The organism is Staphylococcus simiae (assembly GCF_002902085.1).
In the GTDB taxonomy this organism is placed as follows: Bacteria; Bacillota; Bacilli; order Staphylococcales; family Staphylococcaceae; genus Staphylococcus; species Staphylococcus simiae.
In genome coordinates this window covers 1-25687 of the sequence record NZ_PPQR01000006.1, presented here as the reverse complement: position 1 = coordinate 25687, position 25687 = coordinate 1, and the positions used below count along the sequence as shown (strand labels likewise).

General features: G+C 31.9%; 23 protein-coding genes, 2 pseudogenes and 1 riboswitch. Of the genes and pseudogenes, 14 read left to right on the top strand and 11 right to left on the bottom strand.

Annotation, left to right across the window (positions count from 1 at the left end):
• Window positions 1-458: 458 nt before the first annotated feature.
• The 11 genes and pseudogenes from CD113_RS12815 to CD113_RS00880 form a co-directional block, all read left to right on the top strand.
• A pseudogene (locus tag CD113_RS12815) lies at window positions 459-539 on the top strand (hypothetical protein); the annotation flags it as partial.
• A 451-nt stretch (window positions 540-990) separates the two neighbouring features.
• Window positions 991-1650 carry a response regulator transcription factor gene (locus CD113_RS00925; protein ID WP_002464640.1) on the top strand — a complete coding sequence of 220 codons (660 nt, stop codon included), beginning with the start codon at window positions 991-993 and terminating at the stop codon, window positions 1648-1650.
• Window positions 1647-3002 carry a HAMP domain-containing sensor histidine kinase gene (locus tag CD113_RS00920; protein ID WP_002464639.1) on the top strand — a complete coding sequence of 452 codons (1356 nt, stop codon included), beginning with the start codon at window positions 1647-1649 and terminating at the stop codon, window positions 3000-3002. The genes CD113_RS00925 and CD113_RS00920 overlap by 4 nt, the downstream gene beginning before the upstream one ends.
• A 189-nt stretch (window positions 3003-3191) precedes the next feature.
• Window positions 3192-5990 (top strand): 2-oxoglutarate dehydrogenase E1 component, encoded by a 2799-nt coding sequence (locus CD113_RS00915; RefSeq protein WP_002464638.1) that lies wholly within the window; start codon window positions 3192-3194, stop codon window positions 5988-5990.
• Window positions 5991-6005: 15 nt separating this feature from the next.
• Entirely contained in the window at window positions 6006-7259 is a 1254-nt protein-coding gene (sucB, locus tag CD113_RS00910) for a dihydrolipoyllysine-residue succinyltransferase (protein WP_002464637.1), read from the top strand.
• Between the two features lie 320 nt (window positions 7260-7579).
• Window positions 7580-8410, top strand: coding sequence for an ATP-binding cassette domain-containing protein (locus tag CD113_RS00905; protein ID WP_002464636.1), 831 nt, complete (start codon window positions 7580-7582; stop codon window positions 8408-8410).
• Window positions 8403-9101, top strand: coding sequence for a hypothetical protein (locus tag CD113_RS00900; protein ID WP_002464635.1), 699 nt, complete (start codon window positions 8403-8405; stop codon window positions 9099-9101). Before CD113_RS00905 ends, CD113_RS00900 begins: the two co-directional genes overlap by 8 nt.
• Window positions 9102-9211: 110 nt before the next feature.
• The gene (locus tag CD113_RS00895) at window positions 9212-10021 is read left to right on the top strand and encodes a VOC family protein (RefSeq protein ID WP_002464634.1); all 810 of its coding nucleotides are present in this window, start codon (window positions 9212-9214) and stop codon (window positions 10019-10021) included.
• 23 nt (window positions 10022-10044) lie between these two features.
• On the top strand, window positions 10045-10248 hold the full coding sequence (locus tag CD113_RS00890) for a DUF6501 family protein (RefSeq protein WP_002464633.1): 204 nt from the start codon (window positions 10045-10047) through the stop codon (window positions 10246-10248).
• Between the two features lie 101 nt (window positions 10249-10349).
• On the top strand, window positions 10350-11141 hold the full coding sequence (locus CD113_RS00885) for an ATP-binding protein (protein ID WP_002464632.1): 792 nt from the start codon (window positions 10350-10352) through the stop codon (window positions 11139-11141).
• Between the two features lie 13 nt (window positions 11142-11154).
• Window positions 11155-13044 (top strand): nitric oxide reductase activation protein NorD, encoded by a 1890-nt coding sequence (locus CD113_RS00880; protein WP_002464631.1) that lies wholly within the window; start codon window positions 11155-11157, stop codon window positions 13042-13044.
• Window positions 13045-13198: 154 nt separating this feature from the next.
• Here CD113_RS00880 and CD113_RS00875 read toward each other — a convergent pair whose 3' ends face one another.
• From CD113_RS00875 to CD113_RS00865, 3 genes are read right to left on the bottom strand one after another with little or no spacing between them, the layout of a single operon-like run.
• Window positions 13199-14329, bottom strand: a complete 1131-nt coding sequence (locus CD113_RS00875) for a toxic anion resistance protein (protein WP_002464630.1) — start codon at window positions 14327-14329, stop codon at window positions 13199-13201.
• Between the two features lie 17 nt (window positions 14330-14346).
• On the bottom strand, window positions 14347-14982 hold the full coding sequence (locus tag CD113_RS00870; RefSeq protein WP_088177503.1) for a 5-bromo-4-chloroindolyl phosphate hydrolysis family protein: 636 nt from the start codon (window positions 14980-14982) through the stop codon (window positions 14347-14349).
• An 18-nt stretch (window positions 14983-15000) separates the two neighbouring features.
• Window positions 15001-15270, bottom strand: a complete 270-nt coding sequence (locus CD113_RS00865; RefSeq protein ID WP_002464628.1) for an acylphosphatase — start codon at window positions 15268-15270, stop codon at window positions 15001-15003.
• 159 nt (window positions 15271-15429) lie between these two features.
• Between CD113_RS00865 and msaA the strand changes: the two genes are divergently transcribed.
• From msaA to CD113_RS13005, 3 genes are all read left to right on the top strand, one after another.
• Window positions 15430-15738, top strand: a complete 309-nt coding sequence (msaA, locus tag CD113_RS00860; protein ID WP_002464627.1) for a regulatory protein MsaA — start codon at window positions 15430-15432, stop codon at window positions 15736-15738.
• A 170-nt stretch (window positions 15739-15908) separates the two neighbouring features.
• On the top strand, window positions 15909-16109 hold the full coding sequence (cspA, locus tag CD113_RS00850) for a cold shock protein CspA (RefSeq protein ID WP_000809131.1): 201 nt from the start codon (window positions 15909-15911) through the stop codon (window positions 16107-16109).
• 202 nt (window positions 16110-16311) lie between these two features.
• Complete coding sequence (locus CD113_RS13005) at window positions 16312-16710, top strand: Msa family membrane protein (protein ID WP_002464626.1); 399 nt, start codon at window positions 16312-16314, stop codon at window positions 16708-16710.
• Window positions 16711-16852: 142 nt separating this feature from the next.
• Here the strand turns inward: CD113_RS13005 and lysA are convergent, their stop codons facing one another.
• From lysA to CD113_RS00805, 8 genes and pseudogenes are all read right to left on the bottom strand, one after another.
• On the bottom strand, window positions 16853-18118 hold the full coding sequence (lysA, locus tag CD113_RS00840) for a diaminopimelate decarboxylase (protein WP_095092700.1): 1266 nt from the start codon (window positions 18116-18118) through the stop codon (window positions 16853-16855).
• Window positions 18102-19191 (bottom strand): annotated as a pseudogene (locus tag CD113_RS00835) (alanine racemase). The gene lysA and the pseudogene CD113_RS00835 overlap by 17 nt, the downstream one beginning before the upstream one ends.
• Window positions 19192-19195: 4 nt before the next feature.
• A complete protein-coding gene (locus tag CD113_RS00830) occupies window positions 19196-20347 on the bottom strand; it encodes an amidohydrolase (RefSeq protein ID WP_002462922.1) in 1152 nt (383 codons plus the stop codon).
• Between the two features lie 217 nt (window positions 20348-20564).
• Entirely contained in the window at window positions 20565-21284 is a 720-nt protein-coding gene (gene dapD / locus CD113_RS00825; RefSeq protein WP_002462924.1) for a 2,3,4,5-tetrahydropyridine-2,6-dicarboxylate N-acetyltransferase, read from the bottom strand.
• A 26-nt stretch (window positions 21285-21310) separates the two neighbouring features.
• Window positions 21311-22033: a 4-hydroxy-tetrahydrodipicolinate reductase gene (dapB, locus tag CD113_RS00820; RefSeq protein WP_002462926.1), complete on the bottom strand. Its 723-nt coding sequence runs from the start codon at window positions 22031-22033 to the stop codon at window positions 21311-21313.
• A complete protein-coding gene (gene dapA / locus CD113_RS00815) occupies window positions 22033-22917 on the bottom strand; it encodes a 4-hydroxy-tetrahydrodipicolinate synthase (protein ID WP_002462928.1) in 885 nt (294 codons plus the stop codon). Before dapA ends, dapB begins: the two co-directional genes overlap by 1 nt.
• A 1-nt stretch (window position 22918) precedes the next feature.
• Window positions 22919-23908, bottom strand: a complete 990-nt coding sequence (locus tag CD113_RS00810) for an aspartate-semialdehyde dehydrogenase (protein WP_002462930.1) — start codon at window positions 23906-23908, stop codon at window positions 22919-22921.
• Between the two features lie 63 nt (window positions 23909-23971).
• Window positions 23972-25174 (bottom strand): aspartate kinase, encoded by a 1203-nt coding sequence (locus CD113_RS00805; protein ID WP_002462932.1) that lies wholly within the window; start codon window positions 25172-25174, stop codon window positions 23972-23974.
• Between the two features lie 84 nt (window positions 25175-25258).
• A riboswitch (Lysine riboswitch) is annotated at window positions 25259-25434 on the bottom strand.
• Window positions 25435-25687 lie beyond the last annotated feature (253 nt).

Genomic DNA, 25687 nt, shown 5'->3' with positions numbered 1-25687 from the left:
GTTTTAAAGGGATACATATATTTATTTACTAAAGTTTTAAAGAAAATAGTAAGTGAATAATGGTGAGACTTTTGCAGCAGAAAGGCATCAAAAAAAGACAGTTCACAATTTTTTACAAAGTCAAATTTTGGAAGCTGGAATCTAGTGAAATATTTTCTTTAATATATAAGACTGGCAAGGTTGAACATTGTGGCTTTAGCAAAGAAAAATTCTGTCAACAGAATTTTCACTATACTATTCAAGTTGGGGTGCTAGTCTATCAAAATAGTAATTCAATTTATTAGAGAACTTTAATTAATGCAACCTAATTCAACTGTATCAACTAATAAAAGCAGTAAACCTAAAGTGTCATAAGGTTTACTGCTTTTATAAAAACGTTGTTATAACGTATATAGTCTTTTACGGGCATATAAAAGGGGAATATCTGAAAATGACCAATCCAATTTTGAACGAAACGTATGTGGGGGGGGAATGTTCTATTTGGTATTGATAATCATTTTCAAATAGTATTATACACTATTGAGAATCATTGTCAATTACTTCGGTAAAATTTTTAATAAAGTTTTTTAGTCTATAATATCTTTTTAAATATGCCTCCTAGATTAACTGTAACTTAGTCATTGTCTTCATTATAAATAACAATTAACCATTAGTTATGATGTAAAATCTTACATCAAAAGGTTAAATAAATAACAATGACGTTTAAGCATAAATGATTTGAATATGAGAAAAATAATAACAACATTATTTTTTTATGCTAAAATTTATATAAGAAGTGAAAAGTACACAATAAGTTGAAACTGGGACAAAATGCATTTTACACTTAAGATTAAGCATTTTAGCAGTAACTGTCTAGTTTTAAAATATTGATAAATCAGTGTTTTAAAACTCTAGTCAGTCTTGTCAGGGTGGGATTAAGAAATAAATTTAAAAAAATTATTTCCATCCCACTCCCTGTTTTAAAATTGTATAGTAATAAGAGGTACAAATATGACACATATTTTAATTGTTGAAGATGAGCAAAATTTAGCAAGGTTTATAGAATTAGAATTGACACATGAGAATTATAAAGTAGATATAGAGTATGATGGACAACAAGGGCTGAATCGTGCTTTAAATAATCAATATGATTTAATTATTTTAGATTTAATGCTTCCGAGTATCAACGGTCTTGAAATTTGTCGCAAGATTAGACAACAACAAGAAACACCCATTATTATTATTACAGCAAAAAGCGATACATATGATAAAGTGGCAGGTTTAGATTATGGGGCAGATGATTATATCGTCAAGCCTTTTGATATTGAAGAATTGTTAGCAAGAATAAGAGCTATATTACGTCGTCAACCGCAAAAAGATATTATTGACGTACATGGTGTAATTATCGATAAAAATGCTTTTAAAGTTACATTTGAAGGACATGAAATTGATTTAACGAAAACTGAATATGATTTATTGTATGTTCTTGCTGAAAATCGTAATCATGTTTTACAGCGTGAACAAATTTTAAATCACGTATGGGGATATAATAGCGAAGTTGAAACGAATGTTGTGGATGTCTATATCCGCTATTTACGTAATAAATTAAAACCATATAATCGGGATAAAATGATAGAAACCGTGCGTGGCGTAGGATATGTGATTAGATGATAAAGAGAAAATTAAGACATAATTGGATACTTGTTACGACAATGATTACTTTCGTTACCATCTTATTATTTTGCCTGATTATTATTTTCTTTTTAAAAGATACATTGCATAATAGTGAACTAGATGACGCAGAACGAAGTTCCAGTGATATCAATAATTTATTTCATTCTAAAAGTGTAAAAAATATTTCAGCACTTGATTTAAATGCATCTTTAGGCAATTTTCAAGAAATAATCATTTATGACGACCATAACCATAAATTATTTGAAACTTCAAATGATAATACTGTACATGTTGTTCCTGACTTTGATCATGGACATACCGATAGAATAATGATGAAAAGATATCATGGAGTAGATTATCTCATTATTACAGAACCGATAGTGACGAAAGATTTCAAAGGTTATAGCTTATTAATTCATTCCTTAGAAAATTATGACAATATCGTCAAATCATTATACATTATTGCATTAGCATTCGGTGTCATTGCTACTATTATTACAGCGACGATTAGTTACATATTTTCTTCACAAATCACCAAGCCATTAGTTACGTTATCTAATAAAATGATTAAAATTAGACGAGATGGTTTTCAAAATAAATTACAATTAAATACTAACTATGAAGAAATTGAAAATTTAGCAAGTACATTTAATGCCATGATGAGTCAAATTGAGGAATCATTCAATCAACAGCGTCAATTTGTAGAAGATGCGTCTCATGAATTACGTACACCCTTACAAATTATTCAAGGGCATTTAAATCTTATTCAACGGTGGGGAAAAAAGGATCCTGCGGTATTAGAAGAGTCTTTAAATATTTCAATTGAAGAAATGAATCGTATTATTAAATTAGTAGAAGAATTATTGCAATTGACAAAAGGTGATGTGAATGACATTTCTTCTGACAAACAACTTGTCAATATAAATGACGAAATTACATCTCGTATCCACTCATTAAAACAGTTACATCCTGATTATCGTTTTGAGACAAATCTAACTTCAAAAACTTTAGAAATTAAAATGAAACCACACCAATTTGAACAATTATTTTTAATTTTTATAGATAATGCTATAAAATATGATAATCAACACAAACACATTGTCGTAAGTACGTTTTTGAAAAATAAGCAAAAAATTATTGAAATTCGAGATCATGGCATGGGGATACCGAAAGAAGACCAAGAATTTATTTTTGATAGATTTTATCGAGTTGATAAATCACGAGCCAGAAGCCAAGGTGGTAATGGACTTGGTTTATCCATTGCACAAAAAATCATTCAAATGAATGGTGGGACAATACAAATCGACAGTGATTTAAATGAAGGTACAACATTTAAAATTATCTTTTAAATAAAGTTGTATTTATGTAATAAATTGAATACAATGTGATACCAATAATACGTACTAAAATATAGGAGAATCAACGGTTTTGTTGATTCTCTTTTTTATACAATAAATAGGTAAATCTACTTTAACAAATAGTCAATAAGTGATATTATTACATTGTAAGCGTTTCAACATTTTTGTGGAGGGTGTAAAATGACTAACGAAAGAAAAGAAGTTACAGAGGCGCCTGTAAACTTCGGTGCAAATCTAGGCTTAATTCTAGATCTATATGATGATTTTCTGCAAGATCCATCATCTGTACCTGAAGATTTACAAGTCTTGTTTAATGCAATAAAAAATGATGATGCTACTGTTCCAACATCACATGGAGCAAGTAGTCAAAACAGTGATGGAACAATTAAACGTGTGATGCGCTTAATAGATAACATTAGACAATATGGGCATTTAAAAGCTGATATCTATCCTGTTAATCCTCCAAAGCGTAATCATGTTCCTAGATTAGAAATTGAAGAATTTGATTTAGACAAAGAGACTTTGGAAGAGATATCTGCAGGAATTGTTTCCGATCATTTTTCAGAAATTTATGACAATGCATATGAAGCTATTTTAAGAATGGAAAAGCGTTATAAAGGACCAATTGCTTTTGAATATACGCACATTAACAATAATACTGAACGTGGTTGGTTAAAACGACGCATTGAAACGCCGTATAAAGTGACACTAAATAATAGTGAGAAAAAAGATTTGTTCAAAAAATTAGCATATGTTGAAGGCTTTGAAAAATATTTACACAAAAACTTTGTAGGTGCCAAACGTTTTTCAATTGAAGGGGTAGATGCGTTAGTACCAATGTTACAACGCACAATAACATTAGCTGGTAAAGAAGGCATTAACAATATTCAAATTGGTATGGCTCACCGTGGACGTTTAAATGTCTTAACACATGTGTTAGAAAAACCATATGAAATGATGATTTCAGAATTTATGCATACTGATCCAATGAAATTCTTACCTAAAGATGGAAGTTTAGAATTAACTGCTGGTTGGACAGGTGATGTTAAATATCACTTAGGTGGTATTAAGACCACTGACTCATATGGAACGACACAACGAATTGCTTTAGCCAATAACCCAAGTCATCTAGAAATCGTTGCGCCTGTTGTAGAAGGTAGAACAAGAGCAGCTCAAGATGATACGCATCGTGCTGGTGCACCAACGACAGATCATCATAAATCTATGCCAATTATTATACATGGTGATGCAGCATATCCAGGTCAAGGTATTAACTTTGAAACGATGAACTTAGGTAACCTTAAAGGATATACAACGGGTGGCTCATTGCATATTATCACAAACAACAGAATTGGCTTTACTACAGAACCTATTGATGGTCGTTCAACAACTTATTCAACTGATGTTGCTAAAGGTTACGATGTTCCAATTTTCCATGTTAATGCAGATGATGTTGAAGCAACAATCGAAGCTATTGATATTGCTATGGAATTTAGAAAAGAATTTCATAAAGATGTAGTTATTGATTTAGTAGGTTATCGACGTTATGGACATAATGAAATGGATGAACCATCTATTACCAATCCGCTACCGTATCAAAATATTCGTAAACACGATTCAGTAGAATATATCTTTGGTAACAAGCTTGTTGAAGAAGGTGTCATGACTGAAGATGAAATGAATTCAGTTATCGATAATGTTCAAAAAGAATTAAGACAAGCACATGATAAAATTGATAAAGCTGATAAAATGGATAACCCAGATATGGAAAAACCTGACGATTTAGCATTACCATTACAAGCTGATGAACAAAGTTTCAGTTATGATCATTTAAAAGAGATTAATGATGCCATGCTTAGTTATCCAGAAGGATTCCATATTTTAAAAAAATTAAATAAAGTACTTGAAAAACGTCATGAACCATTTAACAAAGAAGATGGTTTAGTAGATTGGGCTCAAGCAGAACAATTAGCGTTTGCCACAATTCTTCAAGATGGTACACCAATTCGATTAACTGGACAAGATAGTGAACGTGGTACTTTCAGTCACCGTCATGCAGTATTACATGATGAAGAAACTGGAGAAACATACACACCTTTACATCATGTGCCACATCAAAAAGCAACATTTGATATTCATAACTCACCATTGTCTGAGGCTGCTGTGGTTGGATTTGAATATGGTTATAACGTTGAAAATAAAGAAAGTTTCAATATTTGGGAAGCTCAATATGGTGATTTTGCCAATATGGCACAAATGATATTTGATAATTTCTTATTTAGTTCACGAGCTAAATGGGGAGAACGCTCAGGTTTAACATTATTCTTACCTCATTCATACGAAGGTCAAGGACCTGAACACTCATCAGCAAGATTAGAACGTTTCTTGCAACTAGCAGCTGAAAATAATAGTACAGTGGTCAACTTATCTAGCTCAAGTAACTATTTCCATTTATTACGTGCTCAAGCAGCAAGTTTAGGTACAGAACAAATGCGTCCATTAATTGTTATGTCACCGAAAAGTTTATTACGTAATAAAACAGTTGCAAAACCAATTGATGAATTTACAAGTGGTGGTTTCCAACCTATCTTAGTTGAAGAGCATCAACAAGATAAAGTAACAAAAGTGATTTTAGCAACTGGTAAAATGTTTATTGATTTAAAAGAACAACTTGCTAAAAATCCTGATGATTCTGTCTTACTTGTAGCAGTTGAAAGACTATATCCATTCCCACAAGAGGAAATTGATGCACTATTATCACAATTACCTAATTTAACTGAAGTATCATGGGTACAAGAAGAGCCTAAGAATCAAGGCGCATGGTTATTTGTTTATCCATATATCAAAGCATTAGTTGCAGATAAATATGATTTAAGTTATCATGGCAGAATTCAAAGAGCTGCTCCAGCAGAAGGCGATGGGGAAATCCATAAGTTGGTGCAAAGTAAAATCATTGAATATGCATTAAAAAATAACTAGGGGGAAAATAAAGTTATGTCAGAGGTAAAAGTTCCAGAATTAGCAGAGTCTATTACAGAAGGTACCATTGCAGAGTGGTTAAAAAATGAAGGCGATCAAGTCGATAAAGGTGAAGCTATCCTTGAATTAGAAACTGATAAGGTCAATGTTGAAGTTGTTTCTGAAGAGGCAGGGGTATTATCACAACAATTAGCTAATGAAGGCGACACAGTTGAAGTTGGCCAAGCAATTGCAGTTATTGGTGAAGGTAGTGGTAACGCTTCAAATGAAACAGCAAGCAACGATACTCCACAAAAAGAAGAAACTACTAAATCACAAGTTACTGAACAAACTTCTAATGCTAGTGAAGAAAGTAAACAAACTGATGATAATAACCAAAGAGTCAATGCTACACCATCAGCAAGACGTTATGCTAGAGAAAATGGTGTGAATTTAGCAGAAGTAAGTGCTAAAAATAATGATGTTGTTAGAAAAGAAGATATTGATAATAGACAACAAGTGCCAGCTAAACAAGAAACGAAAGCACCTAACAAAGCACCAAAAGCAGCTAATCAAAATCCATCAAAACCAGTTATCAGAGAAAAAATGTCTCGTAGAAAGAAAACGGCAGCTAAAAAATTATTAGAAGTTTCTAATAATACAGCAATGTTAACGACATTTAACGAAGTTGATATGACGAATGTGATGGAATTACGTAAACGTAAAAAAGAACAATTTATGAAAGATCATGATGGTACTAAATTAGGATTCATGTCATTCTTTACTAAGGCAGCTGTTGCAGCACTGAAGAAATATCCAGAAGTTAATGCAGAAATTGATGGCGATGACATGATTACGAAACAATATTATGATATTGGTGTAGCCGTTTCTACTGATGACGGATTATTAGTACCATTTGTCAGAGACTGTGATAAGAAGAATTTTGCTGAAATTGAAGCTGAAATTGCAAACTTAGCAGTTAAAGCTAGAGATAAAAAACTTGGATTAGACGATATGGTTAATGGATCATTTACAATTACGAATGGTGGTATCTTTGGTTCAATGATGAGTACCCCAATTATTAATGGAAGTCAAGCTGCTATTTTAGGAATGCACTCAATCATTACTAGACCAATAGCTATTGATCAAGATACAATTGAAAATCGTCCAATGATGTATATTGCATTAAGCTATGATCATAGAATCATTGATGGTAAAGAGGCTGTTGGATTCTTAAAAACAATTAAAGAATTAATTGAAAATCCAGAAGACTTATTACTAGAATCATAATATAGACCAAAATATAGTAACAAATTTTGATACAACGGCGTACATCGTCGTTGTATTTTTTCACTTAATTAACATCAATTATTAAGTATCAGTACAAAGGCTAGGGACCCAGCAAAGAAAAATTCTGTCACTATAATTTTTACAATAATGTGCAAGCTGGGGAAGAACTAATAAAGATTGTAAATCTAACTAGTTCTAAATGTGCCGGACGGGCAAGTTGGGCAAGAGCTAGTATCATAACAATTATGACTTTAGTATGATGTGACACTGTCTATGCTATGTTAAATTAAGATTATGTCAAAAATAAGGAGTCAATTGAGATGTCATCTTATGCAGTTGAATTTCAACATGTTTCTAAACGTCTTAATCATCAAGATATCTTAAATCATGTTAGCTTTAAGATACCTAAACATAGCATTACATTAATAGAAGGAAAAAATGGTTCTGGTAAAAGTATAACTATAAAATTGTTATGTAAACTAATAAAACCAAATCAAGGTCATATCATATCGACAAAATCTATCAGTTATGCACCTGAACATTTTCCTGATACTTTAAATATATCTATAAAAGATTATTTTAAATATATTAAACAAGTAAATAGCACTGCATTTCAACAAGCTATGTTTGATTTATTTATATCGCAATTACAAATACAACCGTTTTTAAATACTAAATTAAAGGATTGTTCTTTGGGTACTCGACAAAAGGTGAATCTAATTCAATGTTTAGTTGTTAATAAAGATTTATATGTCTTGGACGAACCATTTAATGCTTTAGATAAAAAGTCAGTAGCATTTATTAAAAGGTATTTATTACAGCTTAAAGACAAACATACAGTGATCTTGACATGTCATGATCAAGACGTACAACAATTGATTAGTCATAAAGTTTTGATAAATAACGAAGGTTTAATAGAAGATACATCGATAAATACATTGCGGTCACAAGTTACTTATAAAAATGTGATCATTAATTTCAATAATATAAAGTTACTTAACAATGATTTGATAGATATGTGGCACCAGATTGAAATCTGTGATTATGAATTACATATTGTTATCAAGCGTGATGATTTAAATCGTTTGTTGGTCACATTAATTCATTATGACATAGAAATAAAAGAGGTAGGGGATTATAATTATGATTAAAGCCTTTATCATGTTGCAATGTAAAAAGATTTGGTCGACTTATTCATTTATACCACCTTACTTAATTTTTATCTTTTGGATTTTATTATTATATTTTTATCGTGGTCAGGACACTAATTCAAGTTATGCATTATCAGTCTTTGTATTGTTTGTTATCACGATGTGGCTAACTAAAATCATCTTTCATTCTGATTCCAATGTTGAAAAACATCTTTTTTATATACAGCTTAAACATAGAAAAGTTTATCTCTATTTGAAAATGATTGTTTGTTTGATAGTTCTACTACCACTTATTATTTTTTCATTAGTATATCCAATCATTTTTAATCTTTTTGATACAACTATTACCGTCAGAGAATTGATTTTAGCAATTTTATTACATATTTTTATGGTGTTATTAGCGATATTAATGACTACATTTGTGTTAACTATATGTCATCATGTCAAAAAATTACAATGGCCGATACTATGTCTACTAACGCTTTTAGTCATTTCACAAGACCTCATCAGTCAACAATCTATACTTTTCAAATGGCTTAAATGGGTCTTACCGCCAGTATCACGATTACTATCAATGATGTCTTTGGAAGATAGTGCCAGCTTATTTTATTTATTATGTCATATAATAGTTTATATGATTATATTAGTCACATGTATTACTATTGCTGACGATAAAATAGAAGTCATTTAATCGTCGACGCATAGTCATATCATTCTAAATGTAGATAATGTGCCACTGCTATAAATTCTTGCTAAAATACGTTATAATGTTACTGAAAGATAAAGATTGAGGTGTCTAGCATGTGTGGTTTAACTAGTGTTACATTAGGAACTACCAACTTACAACAAACGAAACATTTTATGGTTGATATATTGGGTTTGAATTTTGATAAGCACATTGACCAAGGTATGCGCTTTGGTGATGCGGATTTAAGCCCGGGTACGAGAATACATTTTATAGAAGTCCCGGGAGATGAACTTGAAACATCACATATTGAAAGTATTGGTTTACGTACACCCTCAGATTTAGGATTAACAGAATATCAAGACATATTAGATAACCATGGTATTGCTCATACTACGTTTAAAGAATTAAATGGCAATCAGTACTTTAGTTTTGAAGATTATAATAATCATGTCATTTCTATTTATTCTGATGAAAATAACTCTGGTGTAGGTCTTGGCATGCCATCTATCGATAGCGCTGTTAATCCATTACATCAAGTTCAAGGACTGGGTCCGGTTATTTTGAAAGTTAATGATGTTAACACAACGAGTCAAATTTTAAGTCATATTTTTGGCTTAGATTTATTTGCTGAGTACATGCCTTATGAAGATGCTAATTATTATGTGCAAGTTTTTAAAATCGGTACAGGCGGACTTGGTGGAGAAATACATTTATGTCAAGCAAATCCAACCATACAATTACCTGATTATGGCGTCGTAGATCAAGTAGAATTTTCAACACAAGATCAGGCACAATTTAATGAAGTTATTTCAAAATTAAACCAAATAGAATTACCATATGAAACGTTACAAAAAGATGATTTTGAATCGATACGGATTACTGAGAATAGTGGTCTGTCGTTCATATATACATTACAATATTAATTATAAATAGGGAGACAGATGATATGTTACACGAAACATGGAAAGATAAGGAACCAATTAAAAAAGTAGAAGTTACTAATACAGATGCTAAGAAATTTACAGTTTCTGATATGTTAACTGTTGGTAAACAATACGATGTCATCAATGAAACAGAAGAGTACTATCAAATAATAGATAACTCTGGACTAGTTGGTGGCTATTATAAGGACTACTTTAAAGAAGTTTAATACGGTTAAATATTAATAAATAAGAATAGAATAGTTAAACTAAGGCGATTGACGTAATTCAATGTCTTAGTTTTTTAATTTAGGTGAAGGAGTTAGGACTAATGGCAATAAAACAATATCAAAATTCAGATCAAACAGTATTTAATGATGCAAAAGCGTTATTTGATTTAAATAAAAATATACTATTAAAAGGTCCTACTGGATCTGGTAAGACCAAACTTGCTGAAACGTTAAGTGAAGTAGTTAATATTCCTATGCATCAAGTTAACTGTTCAGTAGATTTAGATACTGAAAGTTTGCTAGGCTTTAAAACAATTAAGACTAACGCACAAGGTCAACAAGAAATTGTCTTTGTAGATGGCCCTGTCATTAAAGCAATGAAAGAAGGCCATATTCTTTATATTGATGAAATTAATATGGCTAAACCTGAAACTTTGCCAGTACTTAATGGTGTGTTAGACTATCGTCGACAAATTACTAATCCATATACAGGTGAAGTCATAAAAGCCGTGCCTGGGTTTAATGTGATTGCTGCTATTAATGAAGGATATGTTGGTACCTTACCTATGAATGAAGCACTTAAAAACCGCTTTGTAGTGATACATGTAGATTATATAGATGGAGACATTTTAAAAGAAGTAATTAAAGAGCAAAGTTTATTACAAGATGATCATAAAATAGAGCAAATCATCAAATTTAATGAGGATTTACGCACTATGTCACAACAGGGACAAATTTCTGAAGAAGCAGCTAGTATTCGCGCACTACTTGATTTATGTGACTTGCTAACAGTTATGCCGGTGGAACGCGCAATAAAACGTACGATTATTGATAAATTGGAAGATGAACGTGAACAACAAGCAATTATTAATGCAGTTGAATTAAACTTTTAAAGAGGGATAAATGATGAGTGATCGTTTCATAAAATTTAATGACGAACAACTTGATGCTAAGCAAGTTATGATGTTACAAGATTTAGCACGCTTACTATTAAAAAATGAACAAACGCAAGTGAAGATTCAAAAATTCCCTTTTTATAATCCACTTCAAAATATACTCATTACAAGTTGGTTTTGGTCACATCGACCTAAGCATATAGAGCAAGCAGGCTTAAAAACTGATGTCATGCTAGCTGCTTATGGCTATCAATTAATGGATGTTGACATTGTCAATGAAGTTGTACATGACAGACAATTTGAACATACGAAGTTTTATCAACAACTTTTTAAACTATTAGAGGACATGAGAGTCTTTAATATGATTAAAAGTCAACGTCCCAATACAGCGAAATATATAGACTTACGTTTAAACACACGTATTGCATATACTGAATCGCAAATAAAAGTTTATCAAACTAAAACACAGTATACTGATTTATTATTTTTATATTTGGAAAAAGCTTTTTTAAGTCAGAATTTCTTTGATATACCTACCATTCATCCTAAACTAGATGATATTTTAGTTAATATGTTTTTATACTTACCTAATTTTTTCTACAATGAGAATTCTGAAGACAACATGTATTTAGCACAACGTGTCATGTTCCAAATTGATCATATTTTACAAGAAGATATGTTGAATGAATATTATTATTTACCAAGAACAGTCTATGAACAAATTGCAGAGCAACAATTTGAAGATTTAACGAGAACTGATGCCAGTCAAGTGGATGGCAAGGATGCTTCTTCTGAAGATGATGATATTGAAAGTGAACATGCTGAAACTAAATCAGCAGATAGTGAATCACAAGGTGGGGCATATCTTGAAATGGAACTGCATGAAGGTGAAAATAGTGAAACATTAGGCAATGATGAAGCAAGAGAAGGCGATTCAACTGATGACATGACTGATATGATGACAAAAAAAGGTAAAGGCTCTCAAAATGATACACTAGATGATAAAGAAGGTGGCGCTACTGGACAAAATAGCGCTTTTCAATTAGATGGTATTAACAAAAATGTTGCCATTGAATGGCAAATTCCACAAATTGAACCACAATATGTTAGTGAATATCAAGACGTACGCAGTGAAGTGCAATTTGAGATTAAAGATTTAATTCAAATTATTAAAAAAACCATTGAACGCGAACATCAAGACGCACGATATAATCTAACTAAAGGTCGTTTACAAAAAGATTTAATTAATTGGTTTATTGATGACCAATATAAACTATTTTACAAAGAACAAGATTTAAGTAAGTCTTTTGATGCGACATTTACGTTATTAATTGATGCCTCTGCTAGTATGCATGATAAAATGGCTGAAACGATTAAAGGTGTTGTTTTATTCCATGAGACGTTGAAATCACTAAATATTAAGCATGAGATATTAGCCTTTAGTGAAGATGCTTTTGATGCCGATGAAAGTGTGCAACCTAATATACTGAGCGAAGTAATTAACTATGATTATTCAATATTAGATAAAGATGGCCCTAGAATTATGGCGTTAGAGCCACAAGATGATAATCGTGATGGTGTAGCGATACGAATAGCTAGTGAACGATTAATGCGACGACATCATCATCAACGATTTTTAATTGTCTTTTCCGATGGCGAACCATCAGCCTTTAATTATAGTCAAGATGGTATTATTGATACGTATGAAGCAGTAGAAATGGCACGCAAATTTGGCATAGAAGTATTTAATGTCTTTTTAAGTCAAGAACCGATTACTGAAGACATAGAGCAAACGATTCATAATATATATGGACAATATGCTATTTTTGTAGAAGGTGTTGAAAATTTACCAGCACATTTATCACCATTATTGAAAAAACTATTATTAAAATCTTTATAGTTTAATGAATTGGGATGGCAAGCGCCATTGTGTACCTCTTAATAATATTAATTAAATATAAAATTAAAAAAATCGAGATGCTCACAGCAAGAAAGTGAAAATCTCGATTTTTTATACAAGTTTTTCTAGCTTTTAAATAGTATTGATGATGTGATTAATCTTGTTTCATCGTTATCAAATGTTGCTTTAAGTCGTTTTCTAAATGTTGTAGTTCTTGTTCTGCTTGTTGGCGGTGTTCACGACCTTGTTGCTGAATTTGTAATGTTTGTTCAATTGTGTCAATAATATCTTGTTGTGTCGTTTTTAAAGTTTCTATATCAACAATACCACGTTCATTTTCAGTAGCTGTTTCAAGTGCATTTTGTTTTAGCATGGCAGCATTGGTAGTAAGTAGGTCATTCGTTGTATCAGTAACTGCACGCTGTGCTGCAACGGCGTTACGTTGTCTCATTAGTGTTAAAGCGATGGCCATTTGATTCTTCCATAGAGGAATACTTGTTAAAATAGAACTTTGAATCTTTTCGGCTAATGCTTGATCAACATTTTGGATCATTCTAATTTGTGGTGCTGTTTGAATCGCAATTTGTCGAGATAGCTGTAAATCATAAATACGTTTATCTAAGCGATCAATAAACTGTTCCATATCAGCTAGACGTTGCACTTCCATTTGATTGGAACTTTGTTGTACTTCAGCTTGTAGTTTAGGTAAATCTTGTTGAAGTAACTGATGCTTTTTTTGTTGTGCAGCAATGATATACAATGTTAAATCATCAAAATAAACTTTATTCTTATCATACAGTTGATCTAGCAATTCTATATCTTTACTTAAGTAATCTTGATGTTGTTGTAATTGAATCGTTATGCGATCGATTTGTGCGCTTACTGATTGCATTCTTGAAAAGATTTCATTGACAGAAGCTTTGGCTCTAGTAAATAATTTTTTGAATTTTGACTGCTTATCAGGATTTAAATCATTAGGATTTACAGTTTTTAACTTAGTCATTAAATCATTTAATGTATCACCGACAGGACCAACATCTTTCGTTTGAACATCGTCCAGCATTTGATGAGAAAAATGTGACATATGTTGTTGTAATTGTGCACCATAGGATAATAAACTATCATGGTCTAAAGTTTTAATTTGTTGGCTCAATTGATCAACCTTTTGTTGTTCTTCAATAGACAGTTGTTGTTTGTCATAACTATTTGTTGTTAATTGCTGTTGTTTGTTATTGAGCAAATCATCAAGAGGATGCGTCTTTGTATGCTTATCATTATTTAACATCATTAATCCTCCATATTTTATTTATTGTCTTTATGTTGTTGTTGTCTTAATCTATTTAATTCAATTTCTACGTCCAGTCTTTGATAGTCATCTTCGTTTAATCTCCTTAAATCTGCTAACAAAGTTCGCTTAACTTCATCAAGTGTAATTCTCGTTTGTTCTAATTTTTGTTTGTCTATTTTTGTTTTACGTGGCATTTTAGCTAGGCGTGTATAAGACTCAACTAAATTTAAGGCATTATCTAAATGGGAATAAAAGAACCCTTCAACAATAAAGAACATAGCTGGTCTTTGCTTAACAGACGTATAAATAGAGCGAGATATTTGATAAATATCATGTATTTGTTTGAAATCTTTAATTGAGCGTATATTGACATAACTTTTTAATATACCTCTCAATTTCTGATGTGTTTGATTTAGTTGACTGCGTATATAGCGATAATCTTTTCTAGATAAACCAATTTCATTCAAATATTTACGAGATGTCAGTTTTTGTATAGGTAAATAGCTTGCAATAAAACCTAATACACCAATGGTTAAATCAAGCAAAAAGGTAACATCTAAAGCAACTACACCTACAATCCATGTCATGATGGCGACAGGTATGCCTACTAATACACCCAATATATGAGAGATCGTATATCTCATTGTCATCTTCCTTTATATAGCGTTTTATATCGTTCTGAAATCATTTAATGAACTATCTATTTCTAAATCGTCAATTTCATGATGAGTTACTTGTGATGCTGGAGAAGCACCTTCAATAACGCTATTTAAAAATTGATTTAAATCATCTTCCTTACCTTGAGCATATATATCTACATAATCACTGACATTTTGTACGGTTCCTACAATATTATATTTAAATGCAAGTCTTTGAGTATAGAATCGGAATCCGACGCCTTGAACTGTTCCAAATACTTTAACATGTTTACGTTCCATAAAATCACCCCATAATGTTATTATACGTAGTTTTCAGCTAAAAAACTAATATTTACTATGCGAAAAACAAGTACTATATCAAGTCACTTAGCTTGATTTTACATAGTGAAATATATGACAATAAAGACAAAGTTTTATGAGTTGAAAGGGGTCTTTAGTATGTGGACAGTTGCTAAGATTAGAGCCGATTATGAGGGATGGTGGTTGTTCAGTGACTGGCCAGATAATATTGTTGAACAATTTGATTATCAAACATTCGATGAAATGATTGAAAATTATCAACAATTAATCAATAAATGTAAATCTGAATTCGATAATTATATTACAGGTAAATATAATATTTATGCATTTTATAATAATTGTGATTTAAATTTTTGTGAAGATTGTGAAGAAGACTTACAAATATTTTATAGTTTTATTGTATTACAAGATAATGAAGTTTATTATAAACTTCCAATAGTTGATTAAGTGCGAATTTTTGATTATTATATTGCAATTTAGCAGTAAATCATCTATAATACTATTTAAGCAGATGTTTTATTCCATATTGCAAAGAATATTTGATATATATTACATGTATTTTTTGTAATATGCGAATAAGCATATTGAATGAATTTTAGTCTTGGAGGTTTCAGAATATGAAACAAGGTACAGTTAAATGGTTTAACGCTGAAAAAGGATTCGGCTTTATCGAAGTTGAAGGAGAAAATGATGTATTCGTACATTTTTCAGCAATTAACCAAGATGGTTACAAATCATTAGAAGAAGGTCAAGCAGTTGAGTTTGAAGTAGTTGAAGGCGATCGTGGTCCTCAAGCTGCAAACGTTGTAAAACTTTAATCTTCTGATATATAATCATTGATTAACTAACACCTTACCAAGATGTAAGGTGTTTTTATATACTTATTTTATGAATAATATAGAAGAGCCTCTCAATTGCGAGAGGCTCTTTTTGCGCTTGAAATATTTATAACAACATATTTATAATATAATTATAAGATTGAGTTCTCTTGATGTTGTCGATGTTATGAGGTGAATACTATTGATATATATTCTTATTAGTCTGGTTCTTAATTTAATATTCTACGGTATTTTATCGGTAGTTGGTTTGAAAGTAAATGTGCTGTTAATATTCATATTTATTTTAACTATACCTATTGCAATAGCAGGTTACTTTTACTTTAAAACTACTAACAATAAATTGTATATTTTTACTAATATTGTATTTTTAGATTTGTATTACTATATGTTTAATCTTCATCTCATGGATACCCCACAATATCACAAGCACTTTAATGAAACGTTAAACCATTTAAAAGATGATAATATTACATTAAGTCATTATAATTTTAATTTTAGTGACGTCGTTTTTTTAACTATTTATATGGTAATCATCTTTATCATTTTGTCTTACTATAAAAAGCATAAAATTAATAAGTGACATTGTAACAAAAGTTTATTTTTGAAATCTTTATAATTCCCATAAAATAAAACAAACCCTATCATGCTATGACAGTTATAGTTATTATCATAGTGAGATATGGTTTGTTTACTTATTAGTCATATTAGATTGTTAATGTTATTTATTTTGTATCATTAATAATGAGTTGTCTCAATGATTGACGTTTTATTACTTCACGTGCTTTGCCATCTTTTAAGAAGAAAACTGAAGGTTTCTGCATTTGATTATAATTTGAAGCCATAGAATAGTGATATGCTCCAGTTGATAGTATAGCTAAATAATCGCCACGTTTAACAGAAGAAGGTAATTTAGCATCTTTAATAATAATATCTCCGGATTCGCACAACTTACCAGCGATAGTTACAGTATCGTTGGCTTCTTCATGTCGATTAACAAGTAATGCTTCATATTGTGCGCCATATAGGGCTGTTCTGATATGATCACTCATACCACCATCTATAGAGACATATTTATTAACATTTGGAATATCTTTGATCGTACCAACTTCGTATAAGGTAACACCAGCTTCACCAACAATTGAACGACCAGGTTCTATGCCAATTTCAGGTAAGGGATAACTTAATTCATGTGCTATAGTTTTAATTGCTGAAGTAATTTGTGCAATACCTTCTTCTATTGGAAAGCTTTGATCACCATCAACATATCTGATGCCGAAACCACCACCAAGATTTAATAGCTCCACTTCAATTTGTTGTTTTTTTAACCAGTTTAAGACAATTTTAGCTGTTTCAATCATTGCTTCTGTGCCTTCAATTTGTGAACCAATATGGAAATGAATTCCTTTTAAATAGAGATGTTTACTTTGTGTAATTTTCTCAATGGCTTGATCAGCTAAACCATAACGAATAGATAAACCGAATTTACTATCTTCTTGTCCAGTTTGAATAAATTCATGGGTATGTGCTTCAACACCTGGATTAACACGTAAAACGACATTTACTATGTCATTGGCATATTTATCGATTAAGTCAATTTCTTCAAGTGAATCAATAACAAAATAACCAATACTACTTTCCAACGCATATCTAATTTCATGTTTAGATTTGTTGTTACCATGGAAGTGAATTTTTTTAGCATCAAATCCAGCTTCTAAAGCTGTATAAAGTTCTCCTTCTGACACAACATCCAATTGTAAATCTTCCTCTGCAACAAGTTTAACCATCTGCAGACATGTAAATGCCTTGGAAGCATAGGAGATGTTATATGTTAAGCCACTATGTTGGAATGCACGATGGTAACGTCTCATTTGCTCTCTAATTTGATTTTCATCATATACAATTGTAGGTGTACCAAAACTTTGAGCAATTGTTTTTAAACTCATGTCATTCATCGTTAGTTCGCCTGAAGCGTTATATTTTACAGTCATTAGCAATACTCCTTTTGTAAAGAATCATGATTCATTGCACTTAATTGTTCTGAATTTGCACCAACACCCTTAAAGGTAAATTCATCGATGCGCATATAATTATTATATAATATTACTTCATCTTGTGCTTGCACCGAGTCATCAACTTCAACAAACATATGACTCATCATCAATGCTCGAATAGGGTAGCGTTTATTATTTATTATCGCTTCATGTTGAGCACGACTTCTTAAAATACCGTCCCCATAACCTATATCAACCACAGCAAGTTTTGTATGGTTTCTCGTTGCTTCAAAAGCAAAACTATATCCACAATAATCACCTTGTTGTACTTCGCGTACTTGGATAACATTTGCTTTTACTTTTAACGATTGAATAATATCATCTTCGTTTAAAGAACTATATGGTCTAGAACCATATAATGCAATTCCCACTCTTGCGTGTGTATGGTAGGGCAGTACGACTTGACCTTCACGATAAAAACTAGCACTATTTTGAGCATGTATCATATCAAAATGATGACCTTCGTCTAATAAAGTATTTAAGACATTAAGCCATTGTTTACGCTCAATATCATAATCAGGTACATCAAATTCGTCAGCATAGCCAAAATGCGTCCAAATACCACTAATAATCATCTTGGGCTCACTATTTTTACTATGATCTGTTAATACTTCTTTAATTTCTGCCAGCGTTTTAAAACCAGAACGATGTAGTAAATTTTCAAATTCTAAATGTACACGTATACCTGCCAAATGATGTTTATTCTCATAGTAATAGCTTAGAGACGGTAGCGTCATTTGAATGTCATTATCTCTAATAGCATCAAAATCATAAACAGCATTCATTAAAAAAATAGTGGCATCTGGTGCAAGTTGACGTATTTGTATGGCTTCGCGTAATGATGTTGTACTAAATGTTGTAATACCTGCTTGTAGAAATTGATCTACAGCAAATGCTAAACCATAATGATACGCATTATTTTTAACAACTGCCATAATTGGTTGATTATTTTTAACTTTTACAGCATTTTGTTGAAATATATCTGTATTAACTGACCATGTTGCTGTCAAAACGTTACACCTCTTTATAGTTTTTTAAAATATTTTCATAATAATTCGCCACATCAATTAACACATGTTCATCAAAATTCAAATGAGACGTATGCAAACCTGTGACAAACCCTTTATCTTTGTTACGTGTTCCCATAAAGACAAAGTAAGCAGGGGCTAATTGTTGGCCATAAAAGCTAAAATCTTCTCCGAATAAAAATGGTGTTGGTTTATCGATGACCTTTAAATCCGCCTCTGTTAAAGCTTGTTCAACTTGTGCACGCAATTTAGGACTATTCATTGTTGGCGGATAACCTTCAGCGAATTTCACTTCACAATCAACATTAAATAATAATTTAACACTTTCAGCTATTTTTATCATTTGCTGCTTAACAGTTGTTAAATCATCAATATCATAGGTACGAATAGTGCCTTCTAAATAACCATTACTAGGAACTGTATTAATTGCTTCCCCAGCTTCAAAATGACCAATATGAACAATGTTACGCTTTAAGCCATTAAGATGAAATTGTTGTATTTGAGCTATTTGTATGAGTGCATGTTGTAGCGCTTCACCACATGAATGACCTTGTTCTTTATCTGCAACATGGCTAGATAAACCATTAAAATAGAAACGATACTCTGTGGCGCTTGCAGTAATTTCTTCATCTCTTATTACAGCACCACCTTCATCAGTGAAAGGATTAACGTGTATACCGAAGACAGCTTCAATAGGGTATTTATCAAAGGCACCAGCTTTGATTAGACGATTGGCACCACCGCCAGTTTCTTCGGCAGGTTGGAAGATAAATACCACATTTTGAGGAAGTTCACCTTTATCTGCTAAATCTTTACAGCGTTTTACGAACAACATTAATGCAGTTGTGTGTCCATCATGGCCACAAGCATGCATAACATTGTCTGTTTGACTTCGGTAGGGTACTTCATTTTCTTCAAAAATAGGAAGGGCATCAATATCAGCTCTAAAAGCTAAAGTATGTGATCCATTACCTTCAAGATAAGCTATCACACCTGTTTCAAGTGGACAGTCATATGTAATATTGAGGTCATCTAAAAATTGTTTAATATATTCTGTTGTTTCAAATTCTTGTAAACTTAACTCTGGATGTTGATGAAGATGACGTCTGTGCTGTGTTACAAATTCTAATTCATTCATATTTATCAGCCCTTTGTTCATTAAATATTATATTATTAGTGTAGTATATTTACATATTCATACAAATAGTAAACCCTAAATTGTTACTTTATCATTCATTGTTATAAAGAAAAGACACCGATGAATCATTGCATCATCGATGTCTGTTGGAAATGATTAATTTTAACAGAATGCTCATTTCGAAATATCAAAACTAGCAATAAACATTGACTATGACTTAATCATTTAGTTTTCTTAAAGCTGAAACAATTTCGCGCTTTGAATCTTCAACTTCAGAAGTTTGTTTAATCACTTTCGCTGGCGTACCTGCAACGACAGCACCTGCAGGCACATCTTGAGTAACAATAGCGCCAGCAGCAACGATAGCACCTTCGCCAACTCTAACACCTTCAAGAATAACAGCATTAGCACCGATAAGAACATTATCTTCAATCACAACTGGAGATGCACTTGGTGGTTCAATAACACCTGCTAATACAGCGCCTGCACCTACATGTACATTTTTACCTGTAGTAGCACGACCTCCTAAAGTAGCATTCATATCAATCATCGTACCTTCACCCACGACAGCACCAATATTAATTGTTGCGCCCATCATCACGACAGCACCATCTTCAATAATTGCTTGCTCTCTAATAAAAGCACCTGGTTCAATACGTGCATTCGTATTGGTTAAATCTTTTAATGGAATCGCAGAATTACGACGATCCATTTCAATTTCTACATCTTCAAATTGTGCTTTGTAGTTAGCGTAAAAAGGTTTCCAGTCATCCGCTTCACAGAATATTACTTTTGAATTTTCAGATCCAAACACTTTAAACGTCTCAGGGAAATCGACATGATCAAATTGACCATTGACATAAACTTTTAAAGGTGTAGATTTTTTAGCATCACTTATATATTGAATAATCTCTTCCGCTGTTAAATGTTGTACCATATTGTTAAAGTCTCCTTAATGTAAATTTATAAATTATCGAATGTATAAAATCCGTTTGGTTTATTGATCAAGCGTTGTGCAGCCTGAATTGCTCCATTGGCAAAGATATCTTTTGATTGCGCACGATGTGTGATTTGAATGGTTTCATCTGTACCTGCAAATAACACTTCATGTTCACCAACAATAGTACCTCCACGTAGGGAATGAATACCGATATCTTGGGGTTGTCTTTTTTCATTCATTTCATGTCTATCATAAACAGGATTTGTTTGTTCACGTAATGACTCGATCACATCATAAAGTTTAACTAAAGTTCCACTAGGTGCATCTACCTTTTTGTTATGATGTGCTTCAGTTAATTCAATATCAAAATCTTGCAATAGAGGAACGGCAGCTTCTAATATTTTAGTTAAAGCATGGACACCAAAACTCATATTTGCACTGAAAAATACAGGCATACGTGTTGCTAATTGTTCTAACTTAGCAATGATCTGTTCTTTTTCACCAGTGGTTGCGACAACTAAAGGTAGAGTGAAGTCTTCATCTAATAATGGTAGTAATAAATTAGGATTTGAAAAATCAATCGCTACATCTGCATCATTAACCTCTGATATATAATTATAAGTTTGGTAGGGTAAATCGTTATTACTGTCAGGTGTAATCACACCAACGATAGTATGACCTTTATCTTCGGCTAAACGTGCAACACGTTTATTCATAGTCCCATAACCAATTAATAAAATTTTCATTATTGTTCACCTGCTTTAAACGTATCATAAGCTTGTTGTAAGACTGTAGTTTCTGCTTGTTCTAATGGAATGAGAGGCAAGCGTAATTCATAATTACCAAAGCCTAGATAGCTAGTCAATGCTTTAATTGGAATTGGATTAACATCAACAGCAAGTGCATTTAACAGTTCATTGATAGGTTCAAAAGAAGTTTCGATATTTTGGCCATTTTGATGTGCGTCATATATGTCTTGAAATTCTTTTGGAATAACATTTGCAATAACTGAGATAACACCATTTCCACCTTGTTGATAATATTTAACTACATTATCATCATTGCCACTATATAATGCAAAGTCATCTTGATTAATACGTTGTTGTACTTCATTTAAATAGTCAAAGTCATTCGTTGCATCTTTCAAAGCAACAATATAGGGATTGTGACTTAACGTTTCTACAGTTTCTGGATCTATGGTCATATTCGTTCTAGAAGGAACATTGTACAAGACAACTGGTAATTCTACTGCATTGGCAATCGTTTCAAAATGTTGGATTAAACCACGTTGATTAGTCTTATTGTAGTATGGTGTGATTAGCATAATTGCATCAGCACCTAATTGACGTGCACGTACAGAAGATTTAATAGATTTCTCAGTATCATTCGTTCCAGTTCCAGCTATGACTGGAACTTGTCCATCTACTAAATTGACAACGGTTTCTAAAATATGATCTTTTTCATCTTCTGTTAAAGTTGGACTTTCAGCAGTTGTACCATTAACGATTATCGCTTTAACATTATTCTCTAATAAAAATGAAACATGTTGTCTTAAATCATCATAATTTACTTCATTATTTGTGAATGGGGTAGCTAATGCTACACCAACACCCTCGAATAAATGTGTCATATTATTTCTCTCCTTTTAGACTCATTACTTGCTCTAAAACTTGTACTGCATTTAATGCAGCGCCTTTTAATAAATTGTCTGATGTACACCAAACATGGAACGTATTATCTAATGAATCATCACGACGAATACGACCTACAAATACGTCGTCTTTATTAGTAGAATTTATCGCCATCGGATATTCATTATTAGCAGGATTATCAACTAATACGACACGACTATCTTCATCAAACAATGCTTTAATATCTTCAGCAGTTGTTTCTTTGGCAAGCGTCACATCCATTTCAACACTATGGCTGTCTTGTACGGGAACACGCGCACATGTTGCAGTTACTTTTAAGTCAGGTTGTTTTAAAATTTTACGTGTTTCATCGATCATTTTTTGTTCTTCTTTGGTATAACCATTGTCAAGAAAGACATCAATATGTGGTAATACATTATTATAAATTGGATGTGGATATGCTTCCGGCTCTTTACCATTAGCGCCTTCAGCTAAATCTCGTTTCCCTTTAATGCCAGATCCAGATACAGCTTGGTAAGTTGTATATGCTACTCGAGTTAAGCCATAAGCTTCTTGTAATACTTTTAATGGCACAACAGATTGAATTGTAGAACAGTTAGGGTTGGCAATAATACCTCTACTAAATGTTGGTTCATTCACTTCTGGCACAATTAAATCTACATCTTCAGTCATACGCCATTGACTAGAATTATCAATTACAATAGCGCCAGCTTGTTCAAAAAGGGGAGCAAAATGTTCACTTGTACCACCGCCGGCACTCATTAAGACATAATCGAAATGCTCTTGTGCACGGTCTTCATTTAATTCTTGAACAACATACGTTTTACCTTGAAAAGAAACTTCTTTACCAGCTGAACGTGGTGATGAAAATAATACCAATTCATCAAATGGAATATTTTTACGATCTAAAGTTTCTAACATTTTAGTTCCTACTAATCCAGTTGCTCCAACTACAGCTAATTTTGTCATAATACAGTCACTCCAATTTGTAATAATAAAAATTTTTAGAATATTTTAATAATAATTTTAACATTAAATATCAAATGCGTCATAAAGTTTTTCTACAGCTAATGTTCCATTTTCGGAATCAATAACATAGGAAATACTAATTTCAGATGTTGTAGTTTGATAAAATGGAATATTATTGTTTATTAAAGTCATAAACGCTTTTGACGCAACACCTGACATATCTCTCATGCCAGAACCAATTAATGAAATTTTGACGTAATGCTCGTTTATTTTATAATCTAATGCTTCAAATTGATGTCTCAGATTTTCAAAAATAGTAGAAATTTGATGTACATCACTATCTTTTATGGTAAATGAAAGTTGTAAACCATCATGATTGACAATTTGAGAGATCATATCGACATTAACAGAGCCTTGCTCAAGTTCTGTAAATAATTGAGTTAATAAACGATTATCTGGTAGTGGATAAGTAATTGTTACATGCATCATATGTTTATCTAACGCTACACCAGTTACTGCTTTCTTTTCTAATAATTCTTTGTTTGACATAATCCAAGTTCCTTTCACATTTGATAACGTTCTGCCTAAATAAAGGGGTATATTGTAATTTTTAGCTAATTCAACACTACGCGTTTCTAAAACACCTGCACCAAGGGCACTCATTTCCATCATTTCTTCGTATGATACATAAGATAAGCGTTTAGCCTTAGGTAAAATTCTAGGATCTGTAGCATATACACCATCAACATCTGTATAAATTTCACAAGGGATATCGTTACTTACAGCAATGGCAACTGCAGTCGTATCTGAACCACCACGGCCAAGTGTAGTAAGTTCGAAATCATCATTAATACCTTGAAATCCTGCTACAACTAAAACATCGTATTGTTCAAAGGCATTGTCAAATGTTTGAGGATTAATTTCAGCAATTTTACTTTTAAGATGATGGCCAACTGTTTTGATACCAGCTTGATATCCAGTCATAGCTTTAGCTCCTACGCCAATGTCATTTAAGACCATTGATAAATAAGACACAGTTTGTTGTTCACCAGTGGATAAAAGTAGTGCTAATTCTTGATCTTTTGGAGTAGATGTTAATGTTGAAACATTTTCCATTAACAGGTCTGTTGTTTTTCCCATTGCACTAACTACAACTATGAGCTGTTCATTATTTTCAATACGTGTTTTTAGCATTTCAGCTATATTTTTTATTTTGGTGAAATCACTGACGGAAGATCCGCCAAATTTTAAAACACTTCTTGACACTTTTTTGTCCTCCCATTTTTAGAAGAGGGCACACAATTAATAAAAAAGAACAAGTTCGGAATGCGAACTTGTTCTAAATTTATATACAAGTGATGCACTCCATTATTTTTGAATAATGACAAACTCTTAGCTCTTAACCAAAAAGTCCAACAAATTATAACTGCTATTATAATCGTTTCGGCATCGCACCCTTTCAGTATTAGCTGTTAGCAGACAGTAATCTAATACGTACTCTTGATTGATGCGCCTCATCAAAATATTATTAAATTGATATGCATTCATTATACATATGACAATTATGTATGTAAACCGATAATTTAGATTTTTTTAAATAAACAGAAAATTTAGAGCCACTTAGTCACTACGAAGTAGAGGCTTAGTGGCTCTTATGCATTTGATGCAATCAAATGTAAACAAAGATAGTCACTACGAAGTAGAGGCTTAGTGGCTCTTATGCATTTGATGCAATCAAATGTAAACAAAAGATAGTCACTACGAAGTAGAGGCTTAGTG

Bases quoted from the DNA above. Each gene is read 5' to 3' on its own strand.
- CD113_RS00925 (WP_002464640.1), top strand. From the start codon at position 991: ATGACACATATTTTAATTGTTGAAGATGAGCAAAATTTAGCAAGGTTT.
- dapB (WP_002462926.1), bottom strand. From the start codon at position 22,033: ATGAAAATTTTATTAATTGGTTATGGGACTATGAATAAACGTGTTGCA.
- CD113_RS00890 (WP_002464633.1), top strand. From the start codon at position 10,045: ATGTTACACGAAACATGGAAAGATAAGGAACCAATTAAAAAAGTAGAA.
- CD113_RS00875 (WP_002464630.1), bottom strand. From the start codon at position 14,329: ATGTTAAATAATGATAAGCATACAAAGACGCATCCTCTTGATGATTTG.
- cspA (WP_000809131.1), top strand. From the start codon at position 15,909: ATGAAACAAGGTACAGTTAAATGGTTTAACGCTGAAAAAGGATTCGGC.
- sucB (WP_002464637.1), top strand. From the start codon at position 6,006: ATGTCAGAGGTAAAAGTTCCAGAATTAGCAGAGTCTATTACAGAAGGT.
- dapA (WP_002462928.1), bottom strand. From the start codon at position 22,917: ATGACACATTTATTCGAGGGTGTTGGTGTAGCATTAGCTACCCCATTC.
- lysA (WP_095092700.1), bottom strand. From the start codon at position 18,118: ATGACTGTAAAATATAACGCTTCAGGCGAACTAACGATGAATGACATG.
- CD113_RS00905 (WP_002464636.1), top strand. From the start codon at position 7,580: ATGTCATCTTATGCAGTTGAATTTCAACATGTTTCTAAACGTCTTAAT.
- CD113_RS00880 (WP_002464631.1), top strand. From the start codon at position 11,155: ATGAGTGATCGTTTCATAAAATTTAATGACGAACAACTTGATGCTAAG.
- CD113_RS00865 (WP_002464628.1), bottom strand. From the start codon at position 15,270: ATGGAACGTAAACATGTTAAAGTATTTGGAACAGTTCAAGGCGTCGGA.
- CD113_RS00895 (WP_002464634.1), top strand. From the start codon at position 9,212: ATGTGTGGTTTAACTAGTGTTACATTAGGAACTACCAACTTACAACAA.
- CD113_RS00830 (WP_002462922.1), bottom strand. From the start codon at position 20,347: ATGAATGAATTAGAATTTGTAACACAGCACAGACGTCATCTTCATCAA.
- CD113_RS00810 (WP_002462930.1), bottom strand. From the start codon at position 23,908: ATGACAAAATTAGCTGTAGTTGGAGCAACTGGATTAGTAGGAACTAAA.
- CD113_RS00915 (WP_002464638.1), top strand. From the start codon at position 3,192: ATGACTAACGAAAGAAAAGAAGTTACAGAGGCGCCTGTAAACTTCGGT.
- CD113_RS00900 (WP_002464635.1), top strand. From the start codon at position 8,403: ATGATTAAAGCCTTTATCATGTTGCAATGTAAAAAGATTTGGTCGACT.
- CD113_RS00870 (WP_088177503.1), bottom strand. From the start codon at position 14,982: ATGACAATGAGATATACGATCTCTCATATATTGGGTGTATTAGTAGGC.
- CD113_RS00885 (WP_002464632.1), top strand. From the start codon at position 10,350: ATGGCAATAAAACAATATCAAAATTCAGATCAAACAGTATTTAATGAT.
- CD113_RS00920 (WP_002464639.1), top strand. From the start codon at position 1,647: ATGATAAAGAGAAAATTAAGACATAATTGGATACTTGTTACGACAATG.
- dapD (WP_002462924.1), bottom strand. From the start codon at position 21,284: ATGGTACAACATTTAACAGCGGAAGAGATTATTCAATATATAAGTGAT.
- msaA (WP_002464627.1), top strand. From the start codon at position 15,430: ATGTGGACAGTTGCTAAGATTAGAGCCGATTATGAGGGATGGTGGTTG.